20 protein-coding genes are annotated in these 21,722 nt (G+C 38.0%); 1 reads left to right on the forward strand and 19 read right to left on the reverse strand.

Annotation, left to right across the window (positions count from 1 at the left end; all coding sequences use genetic code 11):
• The 5 genes from BO15_RS0110190 to mtaB all read right to left on the reverse strand — a co-directional run bounded on the left by BO15_RS0110190 (position 1) and on the right by mtaB (position 4,063).
• The gene (locus BO15_RS0110190; protein WP_033154222.1) at positions 1-1,677 is read right to left on the reverse strand and encodes a ribonuclease J; all 1,677 of its coding nucleotides are present in this window, start codon (positions 1,675-1,677) and stop codon (positions 1-3) included.
• Positions 1,678-1,702: 25 nt separating this feature from the next.
• On the reverse strand, positions 1,703-1,966 hold the full coding sequence (locus BO15_RS0110195) for a DUF1292 domain-containing protein (protein ID WP_033154223.1): 264 nt from the start codon (positions 1,964-1,966) through the stop codon (positions 1,703-1,705).
• 8 nt (positions 1,967-1,974) lie between these two features.
• Complete coding sequence (gene ruvX, locus BO15_RS0110200) at positions 1,975-2,406, reverse strand: Holliday junction resolvase RuvX (protein ID WP_033154224.1); 432 nt, start codon at positions 2,404-2,406, stop codon at positions 1,975-1,977.
• Positions 2,406-2,672: an IreB family regulatory phosphoprotein gene (locus BO15_RS0110205; RefSeq protein WP_033154225.1), complete on the reverse strand. Its 267-nt coding sequence runs from the start codon at positions 2,670-2,672 to the stop codon at positions 2,406-2,408. Before BO15_RS0110205 ends, ruvX begins: the two co-directional genes overlap by 1 nt.
• A 68-nt stretch (positions 2,673-2,740) precedes the next feature.
• Positions 2,741-4,063 (reverse strand): tRNA (N(6)-L-threonylcarbamoyladenosine(37)-C(2))-methylthiotransferase MtaB, encoded by a 1,323-nt coding sequence (gene mtaB / locus BO15_RS0110210; protein ID WP_033154226.1) that lies wholly within the window; start codon positions 4,061-4,063, stop codon positions 2,741-2,743.
• 111 nt (positions 4,064-4,174) lie between these two features.
• On the opposite strand from mtaB, the gene BO15_RS0110215 reads away from it, so the two are divergent.
• The gene (locus tag BO15_RS0110215) at positions 4,175-4,405 is read left to right on the forward strand and encodes an HPr family phosphocarrier protein (protein ID WP_028243612.1); all 231 of its coding nucleotides are present in this window, start codon (positions 4,175-4,177) and stop codon (positions 4,403-4,405) included.
• Between the two features lie 60 nt (positions 4,406-4,465).
• Here BO15_RS0110215 and thiI read toward each other — a convergent pair whose 3' ends face one another.
• The 14 genes from thiI to chvE all read right to left on the reverse strand — a co-directional run bounded on the left by thiI (position 4,466) and on the right by chvE (position 21,633).
• On the reverse strand, positions 4,466-5,647 hold the full coding sequence (gene thiI, locus BO15_RS0110220) for a tRNA uracil 4-sulfurtransferase ThiI (protein WP_033154227.1): 1,182 nt from the start codon (positions 5,645-5,647) through the stop codon (positions 4,466-4,468).
• A 23-nt stretch (positions 5,648-5,670) separates the two neighbouring features.
• Complete coding sequence (locus tag BO15_RS0110225) at positions 5,671-6,819, reverse strand: cysteine desulfurase family protein (RefSeq protein WP_033154228.1); 1,149 nt, start codon at positions 6,817-6,819, stop codon at positions 5,671-5,673.
• Complete coding sequence (locus tag BO15_RS0110230) at positions 6,816-7,556, reverse strand: RsmE family RNA methyltransferase (protein WP_033154229.1); 741 nt, start codon at positions 7,554-7,556, stop codon at positions 6,816-6,818. Before BO15_RS0110230 ends, BO15_RS0110225 begins: the two co-directional genes overlap by 4 nt.
• Before the next feature lie 4 nt (positions 7,557-7,560).
• Positions 7,561-8,517, reverse strand: a complete 957-nt coding sequence (prmA, locus tag BO15_RS0110235) for a 50S ribosomal protein L11 methyltransferase (protein ID WP_033154846.1) — start codon at positions 8,515-8,517, stop codon at positions 7,561-7,563.
• Between the two features lie 48 nt (positions 8,518-8,565).
• Positions 8,566-9,420: a DUF2225 domain-containing protein gene (locus BO15_RS0110240; protein ID WP_033154230.1), complete on the reverse strand. Its 855-nt coding sequence runs from the start codon at positions 9,418-9,420 to the stop codon at positions 8,566-8,568.
• Between the two features lie 38 nt (positions 9,421-9,458).
• A complete protein-coding gene (locus BO15_RS0110245; protein WP_033154231.1) occupies positions 9,459-11,129 on the reverse strand; it encodes a glutamine--tRNA ligase/YqeY domain fusion protein in 1,671 nt (556 codons plus the stop codon).
• A gap of 38 nt (positions 11,130-11,167) precedes the next feature.
• Positions 11,168-12,034, reverse strand: a complete 867-nt coding sequence (locus BO15_RS0110250) for a hypothetical protein (RefSeq protein WP_033154232.1) — start codon at positions 12,032-12,034, stop codon at positions 11,168-11,170.
• A 101-nt stretch (positions 12,035-12,135) separates the two neighbouring features.
• Positions 12,136-13,188: a galactose ABC transporter substrate-binding protein gene (locus BO15_RS0110255; RefSeq protein WP_033154233.1), complete on the reverse strand. Its 1,053-nt coding sequence runs from the start codon at positions 13,186-13,188 to the stop codon at positions 12,136-12,138.
• Positions 13,189-13,197: 9 nt separating this feature from the next.
• A complete protein-coding gene (locus tag BO15_RS0110260; protein WP_033154234.1) occupies positions 13,198-14,142 on the reverse strand; it encodes a substrate-binding domain-containing protein in 945 nt (314 codons plus the stop codon).
• On the reverse strand, positions 14,129-15,952 hold the full coding sequence (locus BO15_RS0110265) for a sensor histidine kinase (protein ID WP_033154235.1): 1,824 nt from the start codon (positions 15,950-15,952) through the stop codon (positions 14,129-14,131). Before BO15_RS0110265 ends, BO15_RS0110260 begins: the two co-directional genes overlap by 14 nt.
• Positions 15,952-17,553 (reverse strand): response regulator transcription factor, encoded by a 1,602-nt coding sequence (locus tag BO15_RS0110270; protein ID WP_033154236.1) that lies wholly within the window; start codon positions 17,551-17,553, stop codon positions 15,952-15,954. The genes BO15_RS0110265 and BO15_RS0110270 overlap by 1 nt, the downstream gene beginning before the upstream one ends.
• A gap of 153 nt (positions 17,554-17,706) precedes the next feature.
• Positions 17,707-18,873 (reverse strand): multiple monosaccharide ABC transporter permease, encoded by a 1,167-nt coding sequence (mmsB, locus tag BO15_RS0110275; RefSeq protein WP_081828632.1) that lies wholly within the window; start codon positions 18,871-18,873, stop codon positions 17,707-17,709.
• Positions 18,863-20,425: a multiple monosaccharide ABC transporter ATP-binding protein gene (gene mmsA / locus BO15_RS0110280; RefSeq protein WP_033154238.1), complete on the reverse strand. Its 1,563-nt coding sequence runs from the start codon at positions 20,423-20,425 to the stop codon at positions 18,863-18,865. Before mmsA ends, mmsB begins: the two co-directional genes overlap by 11 nt.
• Positions 20,426-20,493: 68 nt before the next feature.
• Positions 20,494-21,633, reverse strand: coding sequence for a multiple monosaccharide ABC transporter substrate-binding protein (gene chvE, locus BO15_RS0110285; RefSeq protein ID WP_033154239.1), 1,140 nt, complete (start codon positions 21,631-21,633; stop codon positions 20,494-20,496).
• Positions 21,634-21,722 lie beyond the last annotated feature (89 nt).

Here is a 21,722-nt window from a genome sequence, read left to right on the forward strand (position 1 = left end):
TTAAACTTCCATAATAATTGGAATAATCATTGGACGTCTCTGAGTCTCATGCCATACGAAATCAGAAAGATTGTCCCTGATATCTGCCTTAATCTTATTCCAATCTGTAATATTCTTCTCCTCAAGAACTTCCATAGTTTCTGTAAGGACTGCGCGAGCGCTTTCCATAAGATCCTCTGAATCTCTAACGTATACGAAACCACGGGATACAATATCCGGTCCAGCTAATACTGTACCAGAAGCACTGTCAAGGGTAAGAACTACTATAATAATTCCATCCTCAGCAAGCTTTTGTCTATCTCTAAGAACGATGTTTCCAACATCACCTACACCAATACCATCAACCATGATAGCACCAGTATGAACATGACCTGAAACCTTTGCATAATTGTCACCAAGCTCTAATACATCGCCTGAACGAATGATTTTGATATGGTCATGATCCCATCCTAAAGACTCTGCAATACGTGCCTGAGCTGTAAGGTGCTTGTATTCACCATGAACAGGAATAGCAAACTGTGGACGTACAAGAGAATAAATAAGCTTAATCTCCTCTGCACAAGCATGTCCTGAAACGTGTACATCCTGCATAACAATTTCCGCTCCACGCATTGTCAAATCGTTGATAACGTTTGATACAGCCTTTTCATTACCTGGAATTGGGTGAGATGAAAATACAATCATATCGCCAGGCTTAATCTGTACCTTTTTATGAGTACCATTGGCCATACGAGAAAGCGCAGCCATAGACTCACCCTGAGAACCTGTAGTAACAAGTACTACCTTTTCATCTGGATAAGACTTAAGCGACTCTATATCGATAAGTGTATTGTCTGGAATCTGTAAATATCCAAGCTTTGAAGCTGTCTCAATAGTGTTGACCATTGAGCGACCTTCCACACAGACCTTACGTCCGTATTTATCTGCAGAATTAATAATCTGCTGAACACGGTCTACGTTTGATGCGAATGTAGCAATAATAATTCTAGATGAATCATTATCAGCAAAAATTGAATCGATTGTCTTTCCTACAGTCTTTTCAGACGCAGTAAAGCCAGGGCGCTCTGCATTTGTAGAATCACACATAAGTGCAAGTACACCCTTCTTACCGATCTCTCCAAGACGCTGTAAGTCGATTGGATCACCGTAAACTGGTGTGTAATCAACCTTAAAATCTCCAGTGTGAACAACAATACCAGCTGGTGAATAGATAGCAAGTGCAGCCGCATCCTGAATACTGTGATTTGTACGGATAAACTCTACTCTGAATTCACCTGCATTGATATGTGTACCGTATTTAACTACTTTGCGCTTAACCTTTGTAAGCATTTTGTGCTCTTCTAGTTTGTGTTCAATCAAACCGTTAGTGAGCTTTGTCGAATAAATAGGACAAACATTAAGCTCCTTAAATACATAAGGAATAGCACCTATATGATCCTCGTGACCATGGGTGATAAAAAAGCCTTTAAGCTTGTCCTGGTTTTCCTTCAGATATGTTATATCCGGAATAACCAGATCTACGCCCAACATATCATCCTCAGGAAATGAAAGTCCGCAATCCACAACAATAATACTGTCTCCATACTCGAAAGCAGTAATATTCATGCCGATTTGCTCAAGACCTCCAAGTGGAATAATCTTTAGCCTTTCAGCCTTCTTTTCAGTTTTCTTCTTCAAAAATAAACCTCCTAATTGTAATCAATTAATAATCAATGTCAGCTTCGTCGCCAACTAATTCTTCAAATAATTTTGCCACTGCATCAAACTCAACATCGTCCTCAACAACGTCATAAATAACTTCCCCGTTGTCTTCTGATACTTCTTTGAGAATAAATGCTTCAGCATCTTCATTTTCATCCTGGCTGTCGCATACAAGAAGATATTTTACGCCTGATAACTGTGTCTCTTCGATAACATATACTGGTAAATCTTCTCCGTCAGCTCCTGATAAAATAATCTGTTCCATAAAACTCCTTATTTATCTCGATGATTATCGAGATAGTCCTGTAATATAATTGCAGCTGCAATTTGATCAATAAATTTCTTTCTGTCTTTTTTATCAACACCAGATTCTTCAAGAATCTCGTCTGCATACATGGTAGTAAGTCTCTCATCAATGAGGACTATAGGTATATCAACACGCTTTTCTAAAAGTTCTTTAAACTTGATAGTATCTTCGCATCGAAAGCCTTCGCTATCATCCATATTCAGAGGATAGCCAAGTACGATTGTAGATACTTGATATTCATCGCATAATTCCTTGATACGAACTAAAGTATGACGTAGTTTACTAGCTCTATCACGAGTAATTGTTTCTAATTCCTGCGCAGTCAAAAGTAAGGGGTCACTAATCGCGACCCCTACTGTTTTGGTTCCATAATCTAGACCAAGAATTCTGCCACTCATTACTTGTTCCAACTCTCGTTGATGATGTATTCCTTGAGTAGCTCTTCTACAAGCTCATCACGCTCTACCTTCATAATAAGGCTTCGTGCATTGTTATGACTTGTAATATATGTAGGATCACCCGACATAATATATCCTACGATTTGGTTAACAGGATTGTAGCCTTTTTCCGATAACGCTCCATAAACCTGTTCTAAAACTTCTTTTACCCCAACAGGATTTTCTTTTTGAACTTTAAAATATTGTGTGTTACTTAAATCTGCCATATCTACCTCGTATTAATAAAAATATCCCACACTAAAAATCTATTACAATAATATTAATATACAAATGGCTAAATTTCAACAATCAAGTACTCATTATCTTTTGTTATAGATACAGCTTTTGCCTTTAAAATAACATTTGATAATGACTCGCCCTCTGCCTTAATAGCACATTTTATATATTCCTTCGAAAAACCTATGAAATAGTTTTCACCATCAATCTGTGCTTCTTCTTCGAAAAGAATATCAAGTTCCTGACCAATATGATTTTCTCTGTAGGCTTTAGTCTGCATATTTCCGGCTTCTATAAGCTTAGCGCTTCTATCCTTTTTTACAGCATTAATAATCTGATTTGGCATAGTTGCAGCTTTAGTTCCAGCACGTTTTGAGTACGCAAATACATGAAGTTCTGCAAATGCAATCTCATCAACATATGCAACTGTCTCATTAAACTCTTCTTCTGTTTCACCAGGAAAACCTACGATTATGTCAGTAGTGATTGCTGGATTTGAAAAATACTTTCTAAGGATGTTAACTCCATTAGTATACTCCTCAATTGTGTATTTTCTGTTCATCCTCTTAAGAACTGTATCACAACCTGACTGGAGAGAAAGATGAAAATGAGGACACATCTTTGATAAAGCTGATACTCTTTTTGCAAAATCTTCTGTAACGATCTGAGGCTCCAGCGAACCCATTCTAATTCTTTCAATACCGTCGATTTTTTGAACAGCTTCCAGCAAATCTGCAAGTCCAAACTCTGTACCAGAGCCAAATGAGCTCAAATGTATGCCAGTAATTACGACTTCTTTGTAGCCAGCCTTTGCAAGACCTGTAACTTCCTCAACAACATCGTCAATGGCTCTGCTTCTAATACGTCCTCTAGCAAATGGAATAATACAGTAACTGCAGAATTGGTTACAGCCATCCTGAACCTTAACAAAAGCTCTTGTATGCTCAGAGTCCTTTTCGATATGCATATTTTCGTATTCTACGTTACCATCATTGATATCAAAACACTCAAGAATTGGTCCATTTGAAGCGTCCAAATTTTGAAAATACTCATGGACCTTTTCTACAAGTTCATTCTTTTTATTGTTACCAAGAATGATATCAGCCCCTAGTTCATCAGCTATGTCCTTACCAAAATTCTGAACATAGCATCCAGCAGCAACAACGCATGCATCTGGATTCATTTTCTTGCATTTATGAATCATCTGACGAGATTTTCTATCAGCAATATTCGTTACAGAACATGTATTTATAACATATACATCAGCTTTTTCATCAAAGCTGACAATGGTAAAACCGTCTTTCTTGAGTAGTTCTTCCATTGCTTCAGTTTCATATGCGTTAACCTTACAACCAAGGTTGTGTAAAGCAGCTTTTTTCATTAGATTAAAAACCTTTCTATTTTTGTTAAAAGTGCAATACTTTATTGACTTTTAGGTACCATTGTTTTAGTATAAATTTATATTTTAAAACTATTAGAGGAGGCAAGCAGAATGAAAACAGTTCAAATTTCTCTTAACTCAATTGACAAGGTTAAGTCATTTGTTAACACTATTTCACAGTTTGACTATGATTTTGATCTTGTTAGCGGACGTTATGTAATCGATGCCAAGTCTATCATGGGTATTTTCTCCCTTGATTTATCTAAGCCAATCGATCTTACTGTACACGCTGAGGGTGATGCAGAAGACGTAATGTCTACATTAAAGGATTACATCGTTTAATTCTTTAAATCAATGTGTTAAATATTATGAGCTTTGCTATATTAGCAAAGCTCATATTTTTTATCTAACTTTAATAACCTCAACTGTATCTATAGCCTGCTTCATAAGCTCATCTATCTTTTCATCCAGATTATGCTCATGTTTTTCAATAGCCTCTAGCTTTGGTTTTGTGACAGGATGCTTTGCAACGAAAATTGTACAGCAATCCTCGTAAGGTAATATTGAAGTCTCGTATGTATCAATCTTCTCTGAAATATCTACAATATCCTGCTTATCAAATGCAATAAGTGGTCTGTATACAGGAAGTGAGCATACAGCATTTGTGCAGTTAAGTGACTGCATTGTCTGGCTGGCAACCTGTCCAATAGACTCACCTGTAACAAGACCAAGACAATCATTTTCCTTGGCGAAGTGCTCTGCTATTCTCATCATGTAACGGCGCATGATAATTGTAAGCTCCTCATGAGCACACTGCTGATAAATATAAAGCTGAATATCTGTAAAGTTTACAATATGCAAATCAATTGGGCCAGAATACTTAGCAACAAGCTTTGCTAAATCTACTACCTTTTGCTTTGCCTGCTCTGAAGTGTATGGTGGTGCATGGAAATATGTTGCTGAAAGTGTAACACCACGCTTTGCAATCATATATCCGGCAACTGGTGAATCAATACCACCTGATAAAAGAAGCATTGCTTTACCTGCTGTACCAACTGGCATACCGCAAGGTCCAGGAATCTCTGTAGAATAGATAGCAATGTTCTCTCTAACTTCCACGTAAATAATTCGATCTGGATGATGAACATCTACATGCATCTCTGGGAAAGCATCAAGAAGTCTTGCACCAATCTCAGCTGCAACTTCCATTGATGTCATTGGATACTGCTTATTTGCTCTTCTACCCATTACCTTGAATGAGAAGTTCTTATCTGCAAATTCCTCATCAACATACTTGATAACAGCTTCAGCCATTTTATCAAAGCCTTCGTCTGGCACAACAACTGTAGGACAAATAGCACTGATACCAAATACATGCTGTAAAGCTGCGACTGCATCATCATAATCGTATTCACCTTCTACAGAAACCAAAATACGACCGCTCTGCTTCTTAACCACAAAGTGGCCATCTACACCATAAAGTGCTCTTTTAATCTGGTGAACCAAGGCATCCTCAAACACGTAACGGTTCTTACCTTTGACACCAATCTCTGAATATTTAATCAAAAATGCTTGATATGTCATTAATAATCTCCTTTAGATTATATTTATAAAACCATCATAGGAACCAATTCAGTCATTGCTTTAATTGCTTCCTCAATTTCTTCCATTGTATTTTCAGGACAAAAGCTAAAACGTATAGTACGCTCCAATAAATCCTTTTCCAATCCAATAGCTTTTAATGTCTCACTGATAGCTGGCTTGTTTGAAGAACATGCTGAACCAGCTGAAACATAAATTCCATAAGTATCCTGAAGTGCATTCAGCATGACCTGTGCTCTAGTACGGTTTCCTTTGATGGAAACGCTAACAATCTGAGGGGCACTATTTTCATCGTGGTGGCCATTTACAGTGACACCATCGATAGCTGTAAGTCCTTCGATAAGTCTAAACTTCATTTCATACATATGCTTTCTAGAAGCTTCAAGATTATCATATGCTTCCTTTGCAGCAACTCCAAGGGCGGCAATAGCTGGAACGTTTTCTGTACCAGATCGCATGCCATTTTCGTGTCCTCCTCCAAGAATTTGGGGAACGACTCGTACTTTGTCTTTGATATATATAAATCCAGAACCCTTTGGTCCATGAATCTTGTGACCACTAACTGTAAGAATATCCATCCCCATCTTCTTTGGAATGATATTCATTTTACCGAATGCCTGAATAGCATCCACATGGAAAATGATATCCGGATTGGCCGCCTTAATGATTTTGGCAGCCTCTTCTATTGGCTGAAGACTACCGATTTCATTATTTACCATCATGATTGATACAAAAATGGTATCTGGTCTGATTGCAGCTTTAAGCTCATCTAAATCAATAACACCATATTTGTCAGTGCCAAGATAGGTTACATCAAAGCCTTCTTTTTCAAGTGCTTTAACTGGGTTCAAAACACTTGCGTGCTCAATCTTTGTAGTGATAATGTGATTGCCAAGACGTTTTCTAGCCTCCACACCACCTTTTATTGCAAGGTTATTGCCTTCTGTTCCACCTGAAGTAAAATAGATTTCCTTAGGCTGGCACTTTAAAATACCGGCAATAATCTCTCTGGATGTTTTAAGGTAATCCTTTCCTTTGTAACCCATATTGTGTAAAGATGAAGGATTTCCATAGTTTACCTGCAAAGCTTCCTGCATTATTTTAAGCGCACCATCAGAACATCTAGTGGTGGCTGAATTATCAAAGTATATCATTGTAGTTCCAATTCCTCGCTTTTTAGCATTAACATACTGAGTGAACAAATCGCTGCAGTTTCAGTTCTAAGTATTCTTCTGCCTAAAGATATAAGCTTGCATTTATCCTTTACAAGCTCGATTTCAGACTCATCGAATCCTCCTTCAGGCCCAATAAATATACCAACACTCTGTCCCTTTTGCAAACTGTTAATAACGTCGTAAGTATCTTTCATGCCATTTTTGCTTTCGTAAGGAAGCAAAAGCAAATCAAGATTTGCCGCATATTCCATAGCTTCTTTAAAGGAAAGCACATCATGAATATTTGGTACGATAGAACGTTTTGACTGTTTTGCTGCTGTAAGTGCAACCGTCTGATATCTAGAAAGCTTATTCTTTTTCTTTTTATCATCAAGCTTTACTATACAGTTTTTCATTTGAACAGGGATAATTTCGTATACTCCAAGTTCAACAGTTTTTTCGATGATAGTTTCCATTTTATCCCCTTTAGGAATAGCCTGGAAAAGATATATTTTATTTGAAAGCTCAGTAGAATTTACCTGTTCAGTAACATCAACTAAAAGCTCTTTATCCAAAATATCACTAACAGAGCAAAGATAATTATTGCCCGAAGCAGTAGAAACACGGATAATTTCACCTTTTTTAATGCGTACTACACGCACCAAATGATGCATGTCATCACCTGTAACAGTAAATCTTCCTTCTATTGGCTCTTCATTAACAAATATTTGCTGCATACTATTATTTACGAGCGGTAATATTTACCCACTCACCCTGATAATTAATCTCAACTATAGTAAGTCCAACTGCTTCAAGAGCTTCTTTTACTTCATTCTCCTTGAAGTTGATAATTCCAGAAGAAATGAAATAAGCTCCCTTTTTCAATGTTGGATAAATAGCTGGCGCCATGCCGATGATGATGTCTGCAAGAATATTTGCAACAACTACATCATATTTTTCATAGCCCACCTTGTCCTGTAAATCCTTATCCTCAGTAAGATTTCCAACATAGAAATCTCCTGCATCCTTTGAAATATGATTTACTTCGAAGTTTTCGTATGTCGATTCGATACAATCTTCATCGATATCTGTACCAACGATATGGCACTTACCATCTAAAAGCTTATTAGCAATAATAGAAAGGATACCGCTGCCACAACCAATATCAAGAATCTCATCACCTGCTTTAAGGTATTTTTTGAGCTGTCTAATGCAAAGCTGAGTTGTCTCATGCTTTCCTGTACCGAAAGAAACACCTGGATCTATTTCAACAACAAGATTATCCTTTGCATCTGCTGGGATTTCCTCCCATGTAGGCTTGATAAGGATATCTTCGATATAGAAGGCCTTAAAGAATTCCTTCCAGTTATTAACCCAATCCTCTTGCTTTGTGATAGATGTATCGATTGTTCCTTCACCGATATCCATCATATCCTTAAGCTCTGCTAAGCCTGCCTTTACCTCAGAAAGCTTTGACTCATGATCCTCATCCTCTCCTAAATAAAAGCAAACTCTAGATGTACCGTCATCATCTGGCAAATCAGGCTGAAGCTCTTTGAATTCTCCACCCTGCTTTTCGCCAGAAACTGGAACATTATTTTCAATTTCAATTGAGACAATATCGAGCTCCATCAGCATTGCACTAACAAAATCCTCTGCCTCAGTTGTTGTATTTATAGAATATTTAATCCAATTCATATTTACCTCAAAAAAACACATATCAGAATAATCTGATATGTGTCAATTCTACTTTGCTCCTTGTTTTGCAACAATATCTTCCTTAAGCTCTAAGCACTTATCCTTAAGCTTTCTGGAAGTACTTGGTGACTGAATAAGTCTTGCGATAAGCTTCATAGCTGCATCGTATTTCTTGTAGTGAACTGACATATTAGCAAGCATGTATTCAACTGCCTCTGATGCCATTCCGCAATATGGAGGTGTTTCTGATGAAACTGCCTTCATAAATCCTTCGTATGCCTGTGAGTAGAAACCTTCGTATTCTTTTTGAATCATATCTACAATCTTTGGATCAGCATCCTTGTTTCCCTCAAGCTCCTTAAGCTGCGCTCTACGAAGCCATGCAATCTTAAGGCAAACATAAGCCTTTTCAGACATCTTTGCACGCTTTTTCATAGTACAAATCAATGCAAGCTTGAACTTTTCGATTGAATACTCGTATGAATATGTCTCAGGAAGTGCTGTCTCCTTCTGTGGCTTAAAGCTTGGACAGAACTCAGCTCTGATAAGCTTTACACGTGCTGTGTCAATCTTAGCAAATGTAGTATCGAGAGCAGAATAGCCGCAGTTTGGGCATGACATAAAGTCGTATTTGCACTTATCAACATGCTCGTAATTAGGTCTTAAATCGAAATCAGGCTCTAATCTCTTGAGCTTTGTAGTAAGCACAGCCTTTATTGGAAATTCCTTATCACAAACTGGACATCTAACCTTTTTATCGATAATAAAATCTTTCTCAGTTTTAACAACAGGAGCCGCAGCTGTCTTTTGTGCAGCATCCTTCTTAGGCTTGTCGTCCGCCAAAATATCAAGCTCTCCGTCCATAGAGAAGCCGAATTTTTCCATTCCAGATAATAAATTCATTTTGCAATCCTTTTCTAATAGATTACTAAATCTATAACTTAGTTGTTTGTAGGCAATTTAAATGAGCTCTTTAAAGAAACAATTCTATTAAACACTAATGCATCTGGCTTTGAATCTTTACAATCAACGCAGAAGAATCCTTGTCTAACAAATTGGAAACTATCATAAGCCTTGGCATCCTTAAGAGATGGCTCAACAAGACAATCTTTAAGAACTGTAAGTGAGTTTGGATTAAGATTTAAACTACCATCCTCATTATACACTCCTTTTTCTTCATCTACAATGTTTTCATAGAGACGAACCTCTGCCTTAAGAGCTGTCTTAGCTGCAACCCAGTGAATTGTTCCCTTAACCTTACGTCCATCAGGAGCATCGCCACCCTTTGTAGCTGGGTCATATGTACAGTGAATGCATGTAACCTTGCCGTTTTCATCTGTCTCATAGCTTGTGCATGTTACAAAGTATGCATTCATTAAACGTACTTCATTGCCTGGATAAAGTCTGAAATACTTCTTAGGAGGCTCAATCATGAAGTCCTCTCTATCGATGTAAAGCTCCTTGCCAAATGGAACCTGTCTGCTACCAAGCTCAGGATTCTCAAGGTTGTTTGGAGCATCGAGCCATTCAACATCGTCGCTCTCATAATTATCAATAACAAGCTTAACTGGATCAAGAACGGCCATAACACGACCACGGCTTGTCTTTAAGTCTTCTCTGATGCAGTACTCAAGCATTGCATAATCAGATGAAGAATTAGCCTTTGATACGCCAGAAAGCTCAACGAATTTTCTGATTGATGAAGGTGTAAAACCACGACGTCTAAGAGCTGCGATTGAAACAAGACGTGGATCATCCCAACCATCTACAATTCCATCTTCAACAAGCTTTTTGATATATCTCTTTCCTGTAACAACATTTGTAAGATACATCTTTGCAAACTCAATCTGACGAGGTGGATTAGGGAAGCCTGCCGACTTAACAACCCAATCATATAGAGGTCTGTGATCCTCAAACTCTAATGTACAGATTGAATGTGTGATACCTTCAAATGCATCCTCAAGTGGATGAGCGAAATCGTACATTGGGTAGATACACCATTTATCACCTGTATTGTGATGTGTCATATGAGCAACTCTGTAGAGAATTGGATCTCTCATATTGATGTTAGGTGAAGCCATATCGATTTTTGCTCTAAGAGTATGACTACCATCCTCGTACTTACCAGCCTTCATATCTTCGAACATAGCAAGGTTTTCTTCGATAGAACGATTTCTGTTTGGATCTTCCTTACCTGGGTGCTCGAAGTCACCACGATATTCTCTCATCTCATCAGCTTTAAGATCAGATACGTAAGCAAGGCCCTTCTTGATAAGGTCAACTGCTACTTCGTACATTCTGTCAAAGTAATTTGAAGCGAAATAGAGATGCTCACCCCAATCAGCTCCTAACCACTGAATATCTGCCTTAATTGAATCAACGAACTCTACCTTTTCCTTTGTAGGGTTTGTGTCGTCGAATCTCATGTGGAACTCACCGTTGTATTTCTCAGCGAGACCATAGTTTAAAAGAATTGACTTTGCATGACCAATGTGCAAATAACCATTTGGCTCAGGTGGGAAACGTGTACAAACATGGTCGTAAACGCCCTCCTTTAAATCCTTGTCAATTTCAAGCTCGATAAAATTTTTGCTAACTACTTCTTCACTCATTATCTATTTATTGTCCCTTCAATAATTATATTTTAGATTTATCTAATGTGATTGTGTGTAAACAAATGATCGCTGCAATATTCGTAATTTCCATTACATTTACTGCAGAATCTGAACTCCAAACCTGGGTTTGTAAGTTCTGTACGTCCACATACTGCACATTTATGTCTCGCGATAGGCGTGCCGTCACGGTACTGAGTTCGTGGTGGCGTTACCTGTCGTTTAAACTCGTTACGTCTATGGATGTCCTTTGGATTGAACCTCGCCATATTTCTAGTCATCATAAAGAAGATGAAGAAATTGAGTAGTGATGCAATCACTGGTACCGCTGCGAAAAATGCGCCTGCCATACAATATCTGACTACTTCGTATCCGATAATAACCAAATAGAAAATAGACATCCATTTCATCTTGATTGGTATGATGAAATATAAAAGCACCTGCATATCTGGGAAGCATGTAGAAAATGCAAGGAAAATAGAAAGATTAATGTAGTAAGTGCTGGTAATCTGTCCTATATAGCCTACAGGTAATGCTCCACCATAAATAAAGTATGTAATAAACGCTCCAAGTAGGGTGAAAACCATACCACCAAAAATATATACATTAAAGCGGAAAGCCCCCCATGTACGCTCTAGAGTCTGTCCTAATTGATAGTAAAGCATAAACATGATGACTGCCCAAATAATGCTGGTATCAGGTGGAATGATAACCCACGAAATAAGTCGCCAGATTTGCCCATGGAGAATATAATATGGCTCCAGACTGAGAAAATTAAGATAAGGAACCCCGGTAAATCTCTGTCCAAAATATAATAAATATCCGATGGCGTATCCGCCAAGCAAATAAACTATCAAATTATTTATGGCGTATCGGCCAAATTTCTTCTCTAATTTGTCTAACAAAGTAAAACCTCCAAGTAAAAAACGACATAAATATAGACTTTAAAGATTATACCTCTTTAAAGCCTATGTTATCAACTAGATTTTTAGAATTAATAGTAATATCACTGGGAATTAGTATACTTAAAAACATTCGTGTTATCTATACGTTCATAAGGAACATAATAATATTTACCATCCTCCATTTGGATATCCTCTGGCGGTCTTCCATCTATTGCAATTCCCATAGACAATTCAGCTATAATTCGCCCCTTTTCCTTAGCGTTATTCAAAGCAGTACCTTCGATTTTGCCTTCCGAAATGTCTAAAAGAACCTCTTCCTGACCATTCACTCCCACTATTAAAGGATTGTTTTGTACTCCAAATTCAGTCAATGCATCCAAAGCACCGAGAGCCATATTGTCATCGTTAGCAAGAACAAGCTCGATTTGTCTAGGATATCCTGCCAGCATAGATGTCATTTTAGTTTGGGCCTGTTTTCTATCCCAATTTGCGATTTCATCTCCAAGCATTTCCATCTCGTATCCTGCAGCTTTTATGGTTTCTACAGAAACTCTGCTTCGAAGGATTGCATCTTGATGGCCAGCCTCACCCTCTAAAAGAACATATTGTATGATGCCATCTCCATTAACATCTATCTCATCAAATCGTTCATTCAAGGCGTCAATAACAATCTGCCCCTGTATCTTTCCGCTATCTTCAGGTCTGGCTCCAACATAATAAAGCTTATTAAAGCGCTTTAAATCATCCTCTACAAGCTCACGGTTAAAGAAAATGATCGGAACATCAGCCGATTTAGCAGCCTCAATTATCACTGAAGGGTCAGTTCTATCAACAAGGTTTACGCAGATAACGTCATAGTTTTTGTCAATAAAATCAATAACCTGGTCGTTTTGTACCAACTGGTTCTTGCCAGAATATACAACAGTACTATCTACTTCTAAATCATTTTCCGTACCATAGGCAGCAAGATAATCCTCGATATTATGCCTGATTTCTTCTGTAAAAGGATCATACTGATTGTACATAGTAATTCCAACCCTTATTACCTGAGGTTCAGTCTTTTCCTTGGATTGAACCATATGGTAGCCCCCAAAAATACCGCCAGCCACAGCAATTAATGCTATTCCACACAAAAATAACCTTCTCTTACTCATTACATCCTCTTATTTAACAAATGGAAATAGGATTTTTTCATACTCCTCTGAATAAATCTGTTCTTTATTGATTATGTAATAAAGAGGCACGCCTTCATCAGAAACCTTTTCTCCATTATTAAGCACAGCCTTTACCGCCAAATACCCCATCGTGTAATCATCTTTGCAAGCAAGAGCCTGAATCAAGCCACTGTCGAGATAATAAACAGCCGCCTGTCTATCGTCGACTCCATAAATTGCAAAATCAGATTTTTGATCAATCCCCAATGACATTGCAGAATCAAGCACATTATCATCCAGCAGAATCATTCCACTATACAAACCAGATCTATAAATATTGTAAATATGGTTTATCAAGGAGCTGTCGTCCATTGTGACAAGTTCCTTTTTCAAATAAACCTCTGAATCTTCTACTGATTCTTCTAGTCCATGGATAAAATTGCAGTTGTTCACCGATTCATTGCTGTACATAACATACAACGCCCCAGTAAGCCCACTATCAATAATGTATTTTCCATAGTCGGAACCCATTGAATAGTCATCAGCTATGATAGAGTATTTATCATCATCACAATTTCCATTCTTTACAAATCTAACTTTGTTTTTTAGCCCCTGTTCTTTGATATAAGTGTACAACTCATCATAAAAGCCTGAGGCAACATATACATATTCTGCTCCCTCGTATATCTGTCTATTGATTAACTCAATTTCTCCTTCCACCCCAGCAGATGTAGGACTATTCAAAAATGTAACCTGACACTTATTATCCAGCGCAGCTGTTTCTGCACCAGATTTTAATGTTTCCCAATCATCCAGATTGTCTCCAGTCACAACAAATGAAATACGCTCATCCTCGCCCTCAAATACGCTTGAGTTGGCGTATACATAAAACTCACCAATGATTAACAAGAGAAGAACCAGGAACATGCCGATAAAGAATCTATTTCGTCTCATTTCCGTCACCTCCTATGTAATCCTTGTAGTAGATTTTTGGCAAATGAATTATGGCAGTGGTTCCTACATCCAATTCACTTTCAATTTTCAGGCCATAGTCCTCCTTAAAATAAAGATTAATACGCTGATTGATGTTCCACAATCCAATACCAGAGCCTTTACCTTGAGATTTGCCCTTTTCCTTAAGCAAATCCTTTAGTTTCTCAGGAGGAATTCCCATTCCATTATCCTTAACTTCGATATAAATATCTCCATCCTTTTCATAGCCTTTTATATCAATCACACCTTCATCATACAAATCCCCCACAGCATGATAAATGGCATTCTCTATTAAAGGCTGAATAATAAGCTTAATGGTGATGCAATCCTCAATAGCGGGATCAACATCGATGTTTGCTTCAAACTTATTTTTATAACGAACCTTTTGAATCGCTAAATAATTCTTTGCATGAGTAATCTCATCTCTGATTGTAATGATATTGTTCCCCTTGCTAAGACTAATTCTAAATAGGGAAGCAAGGCTTGTAATCATAGAAATAGCTTCTGGATATTTCTCCGATTCAATCATCCAAACAACGGAATCCAATGTGTTATACAGGAAGTGAGGATTTATCTGAGCTTGCAAAGCATTTAATTCGGATTTACGTTTTTCTTTTTGCTCCGCAACGCTTTCTTCCATCATGGTTCTCATCTGAACTACCAGAGATTTTATGGTACGGCCCAGATGCCTGATTTCATGAGTTCCACCAATAAATATTACATCCTCATCAAGCATACCTGCATCGATAACCCCAATAGAATCCTCTAGCTTCTTAATAGGGTTAGTAACCACTCTTGCAATGAAAAGGTTTCCAAAAAGAATCATAAAAATAGTTATTGTAAGAATAATAAGCATGAATACACGCAGCTGGAAGCTTTCGCCTATCAGCTCCTTTACAGGTGTTACGGATACAATTTTCCAGCCTGTGTAGCCTACCGTCTTTACGATAACTGCTCTTTCATTGCCTTCAAATGTCTCGATATAATTTCCATCATCATAGCTAGCCGCCACAATATTGTTTTCATTAGCAAGACCTGAATATATAGCCTTTTGGGCAGGATGATAGATAATCTCCCCGTTTGAATCTATCAAGTATACATAGCCCTCACCAGACTCATTCGCCTTCATGAACATCTGCTCTATTGCGGAATAGTTCATGTCTACCAAAAGGATGCCTCGCCTGATATAGCCCATGTAATTTAAATCAATACTACGGGTGAGCGAAACAACCCAATAATATCGATAATTATCACTTTCAAACATGTTTTGAACATGTGGCTCCGAGAAGTGGAAATTCTCTGCTTTCTCTTCTTCAGTATCGCTAAACCAGGACTGCTCCGTAAAATCCACCCCATTTTTTCTGGTGGCGATTGGCGCAGCAGAAATAAGGGCTCCATCCTGGGAAATGCATGCGATACTTATGAGATCATCCTTGTTTGCCTCGTACAGGATGTCCATTTCTTTAGTCATACTATCGCTAGTTAAATCCAAATTCTTGATTACGCTGTAGTACATACTATTGGAAACGCCCATCATATTACGTAAATACGAATTAAGATTCCAGCTTATCTGCTCTACTATCTTCTCATCGTTATCAATAGCATTCTGTCTGGATGTATTGATATAGTTGGTATAAAAGGCCATAGCCATAAAGCTCATGCTGATTATGGCAACCAACGTAAAGGAAATAGAAATAACAAGCTGTATACTCCTTCGCTTTGACGCGCGACGCAATCTATAAAATTGATTTTGAAAATCAAATAGTTTCATCAGCTTTCCCTTTGTTGTCTATACTTTGATGGTGATATGCCATAGGCTTTCTTGAATACATAGCTAAAGTAATTAGGCTCATCATAGCCAACAAGACCTGCTATTACATATGCCTTTTCATCTGTTGTTTCAAGCAGCTCTACCGCCTTTTTTAGTCTGATATTAGTCAGATATGAAACAAAGCTTTCCCCTGTATTTTTCTTAAATACAGCAGAAAAGTAATTAGCGCTAACATTAAGGTTTGAGCAAACTTTATCTACCGATAAGTCCGAATCCTTATAATGTTCCCTAATATATTCCTTAGCTTTATCTACAAGTACTTCTGTTGAATCCATTCGACTCTTTTTGATTTCCTTTTGGATAAAGAAGCACTTATCTAAGAACCATTTTTCAACTTCCTGGATAGAATCAATATTGTCCAAAAACTCAAAAATATCACCATCATTGCCATCAATCGATAATCCAGAAATATCATAGTTCTTTGCAAGTTTCAGGACTTCAAAATAAGCTTCCAGAATAGAAATCTTCATCTGATATAGCCCAATCCCTTTTTGGCTAAAATTAGAAAAGAATTCATGAATAGTAACATTTAACTCTTCAGTCGAACCAATCTTAATTAGTTTAAGAATCGTATTTACGTTATCATTTTCAAATAGATTTATATCTGTCTTATCCGGCTCCACATCCATAATAGAAAATGCCTGATTTTCATCAAAAAGCTTTCTATAGGCAGTAGCCTCTCGAGCTGATTTAAAAGAACTAAATAAATCCTTAAGTTCATTTACCATTAAGCCAACACCAGCAGTAGTTGGCACCTCTATTAGCTTCGCAGAAAGCTTACAAATCATATCAAGATTAGAAACAAACTCTTCGTATTCATTTTCTTTCTCAAAACAGCCCAGCACAATAACATTGCCCAGGTAATTCAAGCAATGATAATTTCCGTAGTCTTTTAATGTTTCCTTTGCAAGTTGATTCAATGAAACAGAAAATAGCTTTCTATCGGTATTATTAAATTGTTCACTGTTTTCAAAGGATAATTTGATTATGCCGACGGCATAGAAATTCCCCTTAATATCTTCTCCGTAATCAGACGCTATCTCAGCTATCCTATCAACCTCAATATGCCCCTCAATAAGGCCAATAAGAAACTGCTCCCTAAAAAATGGGAAGCTCTCCTGATAGTATTTTTCAAGATTTTGAAGATTCCGCCTCTTATCAAACTCCTCATCTAAGGTGTGTTTGATACGCGTAAAAATAGAATGCAGCTCATCTGCATCAATAGGCTTTAAAATATATTCTTCGGCTGAAAGTTCGATTGCTTCCTTGGCGTACTCAAACTCATCATAGCCAGAGAAAATAACAAATTTAGTTGCAGGAAGCTCCGCCTTTAACTGCTTTGAAAACTCCAAGCCATTCATAAAAGGCATATTAATATCAGTCATAACCACATCCGGCTGGGCCTCAAGCGCTCTCTCCAAAGCATCCTGACCGTTTTCCGCAGTTGCTACAACATTAAACCCCAAATCCTGCCAATTAATCTTTTTTTCAATGGCGATGCGGACTTCCTCCTCATCATCAACTAACATAACATTATACATACATTATTCCCCCATAAACACCTACCTCTAGTATAACAAAAAGCTGGTTACAGCTACAAGCCTTAGAGTTTCTTCATTCAGCTAAGAATGCTTCATTCAGAAACCTAAGAGCTTGCTGCCTACCAGCTTTAGCCTAGACTAAGAAATAATATATTAGTTCTTTTTACGCTTAGAAAGAACGTCTACAGTAACAGCGCCAAGAAGTACAGCACCCTTTACGATTTTCTGGATATCTGTTGACCATCCAAAAAGTGACATACCGTTGTTAAGAACACCCATTACAAAGGCTCCAACAACTGCACCAAGGATAGAACCAGAACCACCAGCTACGGCAGCACCACCGATATAGCAAGATGCAATGGCATCCATCTCGAAACCATCACCAGCTTTAGGAGTAGATGATCCGTTTCTGGCTGAAAGAACGATACCTGCAATAGCTGAAAGAACGCCCATGTTTGTATATACCCAGAAGAAAACCTTGTTAGTATCGATACCAGAAAGGTTTGCTGCTTTTCTATTACCACCTAAAGCGTAAATCTGACGTCCAGCTACAGTCTTTGTAGTAACAAATGCGTAAATTCCAATAAGAACTACCATGATAAGAAGAACAAATGGAAGTCCATTGTAACGAGCAAGCTTGTAGAAGAAGAACCAAATAATGAAGAGCTCAATTACAAGCTTTGTAACTGTCTGCCAAGTTGGAGTAAGAACAAAATTATATTTCTTCTTTGTCTTGATTCCTCTGATTTCATTCCAAATAAGAGCTACTGAAGCAATAAGTGCAACAGCAATTGAAACTAAATCAAGAATTCCGTCACCAAAGAAAATCTTGTATGTAGGAAGGAAACCTGCTCCAATAAAGTTGTAGTTTGTAGGAAGAGGACCTTTTGTCTGAGCCTGTAAAAGTGTGTATGTTAATCCTCTACCCATAAGCATTGTAGCAAGGGTAACTACGAATGGTGGGATGCTCAAATATGCTATAAAGAATCCAGCAAACATACCAACTAAAAGGCCGATAGCAAGTGCTGCTATAATAGCAACCCACATATTCATTTTGTAATCCATCATCATGATACCAGCTGTGGCACCACACAATGCAACTACTGAACCAACACCAAGGTCAACGTTACCAGTTAATACGCAAAGCAACATACCAATTGCAAGGATAACAACGTAACCATTTTGCATAACAAGGTTGTTGATGTTCATTGGTGTAAGGTTTTTGCCACCAGTAAGAATGGCAAATATCAAATAAATAACAATAAGGGCAATGAACATGCCGTATTGTTTCATATCAAGACTTGCTTTTTTATTTTTCATTTCCATCATCCTTTCTATTATGTGCCATTACACACTGCATGATTTTTTCTTGAGATACTTCTGCACTAGAAAGCTCTCCCGCAATCTCGCCCTCATTGATAACGTAAATACGGTCACAGGTACCAATGATTTCAGGCATTTCAGAAGAAATAACAATGACTGCTTTTCCAGCCTTTGCTAAATCGTTGATAATACAGTAAATTTCGTATTTAGCACCAACATCGATACCACGAGTTGGTTCATCCAAAATCAATACATCCGGTTGTGTAAGCATCCATTTAGCAAGGACAACCTTCTGCTGGTTACCACCTGAAAGTGATCCAACAACCTGATTGATGGAATTCGATTTTATGTTAATTTTCTTTTTATATTCTTCAGCTGCAAGGATTTCCTCGTTCCCATTAATAACACCATGCTTTGAGAAGAACTTTGGACGAGCAGCAATTGTCATATTCTCCTTGATATCACCAATAAGAATAAGACCATTTGTCTTTCTATCCTCAGTTACATACGCAAGCTTGTTATCAATAGCATCCTTGACTGTATTTAAATGGACTTCTTTGCCATTTATTTTTACAGTTCCTGAGATTTTCTGACCATAGCTATGACCGAATACACTCATGGCAAATTCGGTACGACCTGCTCCCATCAGACCGGCCAGGCCAACAACCTCACCAGCTTTAACTTCGATGTTAATGTCTTTAAGTACCTGACGCTCTGGATCATCAGGATGATATACATTCCAATTCTTAACCTCAAAAATTGTATCACCAATAGTGACACCTTCTCTTTCAGGATATCGATTAGTCATTTCACGACCAACCATTGCCTTAATAACTCTATCCTCAGAGAAATCATCAACACCCTTAACAAGTGTTTCGATTGTCTTACCATCTCTGATAATTGTAACGGCATCAGCAACATAGCTAATCTCGTTCAATTTATGAGAAATAATAATACATGTAATACCCTGCTTCTTTAATTCAAACATGATATCAAGAAGCTTCTTTGACTCCTCATCATTCAAAGCCGCTGTAGGCTCATCCAAAATAAGAAGCTCAACCTTTTTTGCCATTGCCTTTGCAATTTCAATAAGCTGCTGTTTACCAACGCCAAGTGAATTTACTGGAGCATTGACATTTTCATTTTCAAGACCAACTCTAGCTAACATTTCCTGGGCTTTTTGTCTTGTCTTTGTCCAATCAATAACGCCCTTCATTTTAAGCTGTTCGTTACCTAGAAAAACATTTTCAGCAATTGAAAGAAGTGGGCTAAGAGCAAGCTCCTGATGGATAATAACGATTCCTTTCGCCTCTGAATCTCTTAAGTTATGGAATTTGCAGATTTCGCCGTGATATTCAACATCTCCCTCATATGAGCCGTATGGATAAACTCCTGATAAAACATTCATCAGAGTAGATTTTCCAGCACCATTTTCCCCACAAAGAGCATGAATCTCTCCCTTTTTAACCTGCAGATTAACATCATCAAGGGCTCTAACTCCAGAAAACTCTTTTACAATATGCTTCATTTCCAAGATGTAATCTGACATATTCTTCTCCTTCTTAAAAGTAATGGCGACTTAAGACTAAGTCGCCACTACAATTAATACATTAATTACTATTCAGCTAACTGCTCCTCTGTGTAGTAGCCGCCATCAACAATGATTTCTTTGTAGTTGTCCTTATCTACTGCAACTGGTGTGCAAAGGTATGAAGGAACTGTAATCTTTCCATTGTTGTACTGCTCTGTGTCGTTGATTTCTGGCTCTGAGCCTTCAAGAACTGCCTGAACCATTGTTACGCACTTGTCAGCAAGAAGACGTGTGTCTTTGTAGATTGACATTGTCTGTGAGCCAGCGATGATGTTCTTTGTAGCCATAAGCTCTGCATCCTGACCTGTGATAAGTGGCCAATCCTCGCCTACTGTGTAGCCTGCTCCCTCAAGAGCTGCCTTACATCCATAAGCAAAACCATCAAAAGCTGTTGCGCAGATATCAAGCTTTTCATCAGCATAGAAACCTGTTAAGTAGTTCTCACAGTTCTGCTGTGCTGTTTCCTGAGACCATCTGAGGATACAAGTATCTTCAAATGATGTTCTACCTGACTTACATACTAATGTACCATCATCAAGGTATGGCTGAAGAACTTCCATAAGTCCGTTGTAAAGCATTACAGCGTTGTTATCATCTGGAGATCCCATGAAGAACTCGATTGTGTAAGTCTCATCTGTGTTAGCCAAATCCTTTGACTCTTCGATGTACTTACCAATTGCTGTACCAACACCCTTGTTATCGAATGTTGCGTAGTAAGAAACAGCGTCTGTGTCCATAAGAAGACGGTCGTAAGCGATGATAGGAATACCAGCTTCCTTAGCCTGCTCTTCTACGTTTACAAGAGCTGATGAATCAACTGCAGCGATTACTAAGCAATCAGCGCCAGCAGCAATCATGTTCTCAATCTGAGACACCTGAGCCTGTACATCATCCTCAGCATACTGAAGGTCAACCTCATATCCGAGAGCCTCAAGCTTCTCTTTCATGTTGTTACCATCATTAATCCATCTCTCTGAAGACTGAGTAGGCATTGCAACTGCAACTCTCTTTCCGTTTGAAGCTGCAGGTGTTGAAGAATCAGAAGATTCTGTTGCTGTGTCAGTTGTAGCAGCTGGATCAGCGCCTGTGTCTGCAGGGCCACATCCTGCAAATAACCCCATTGCAAGAGCGGCTGTCATCATAAAACTTAGAACACGTTTTTTCATTTTACCTTCTCCTCCTGTGTTTTCTTGACAACTTTGTTGTCGTTTTTAACTATAAATAGATATTAACAGTAACTTTTTTTGTTTAAAAT

Source organism: Pseudobutyrivibrio ruminis HUN009 (assembly GCF_000703005.1).
GTDB classification, from domain to species: Bacteria; Bacillota; Clostridia; order Lachnospirales; family Lachnospiraceae; genus Pseudobutyrivibrio; species Pseudobutyrivibrio ruminis_A.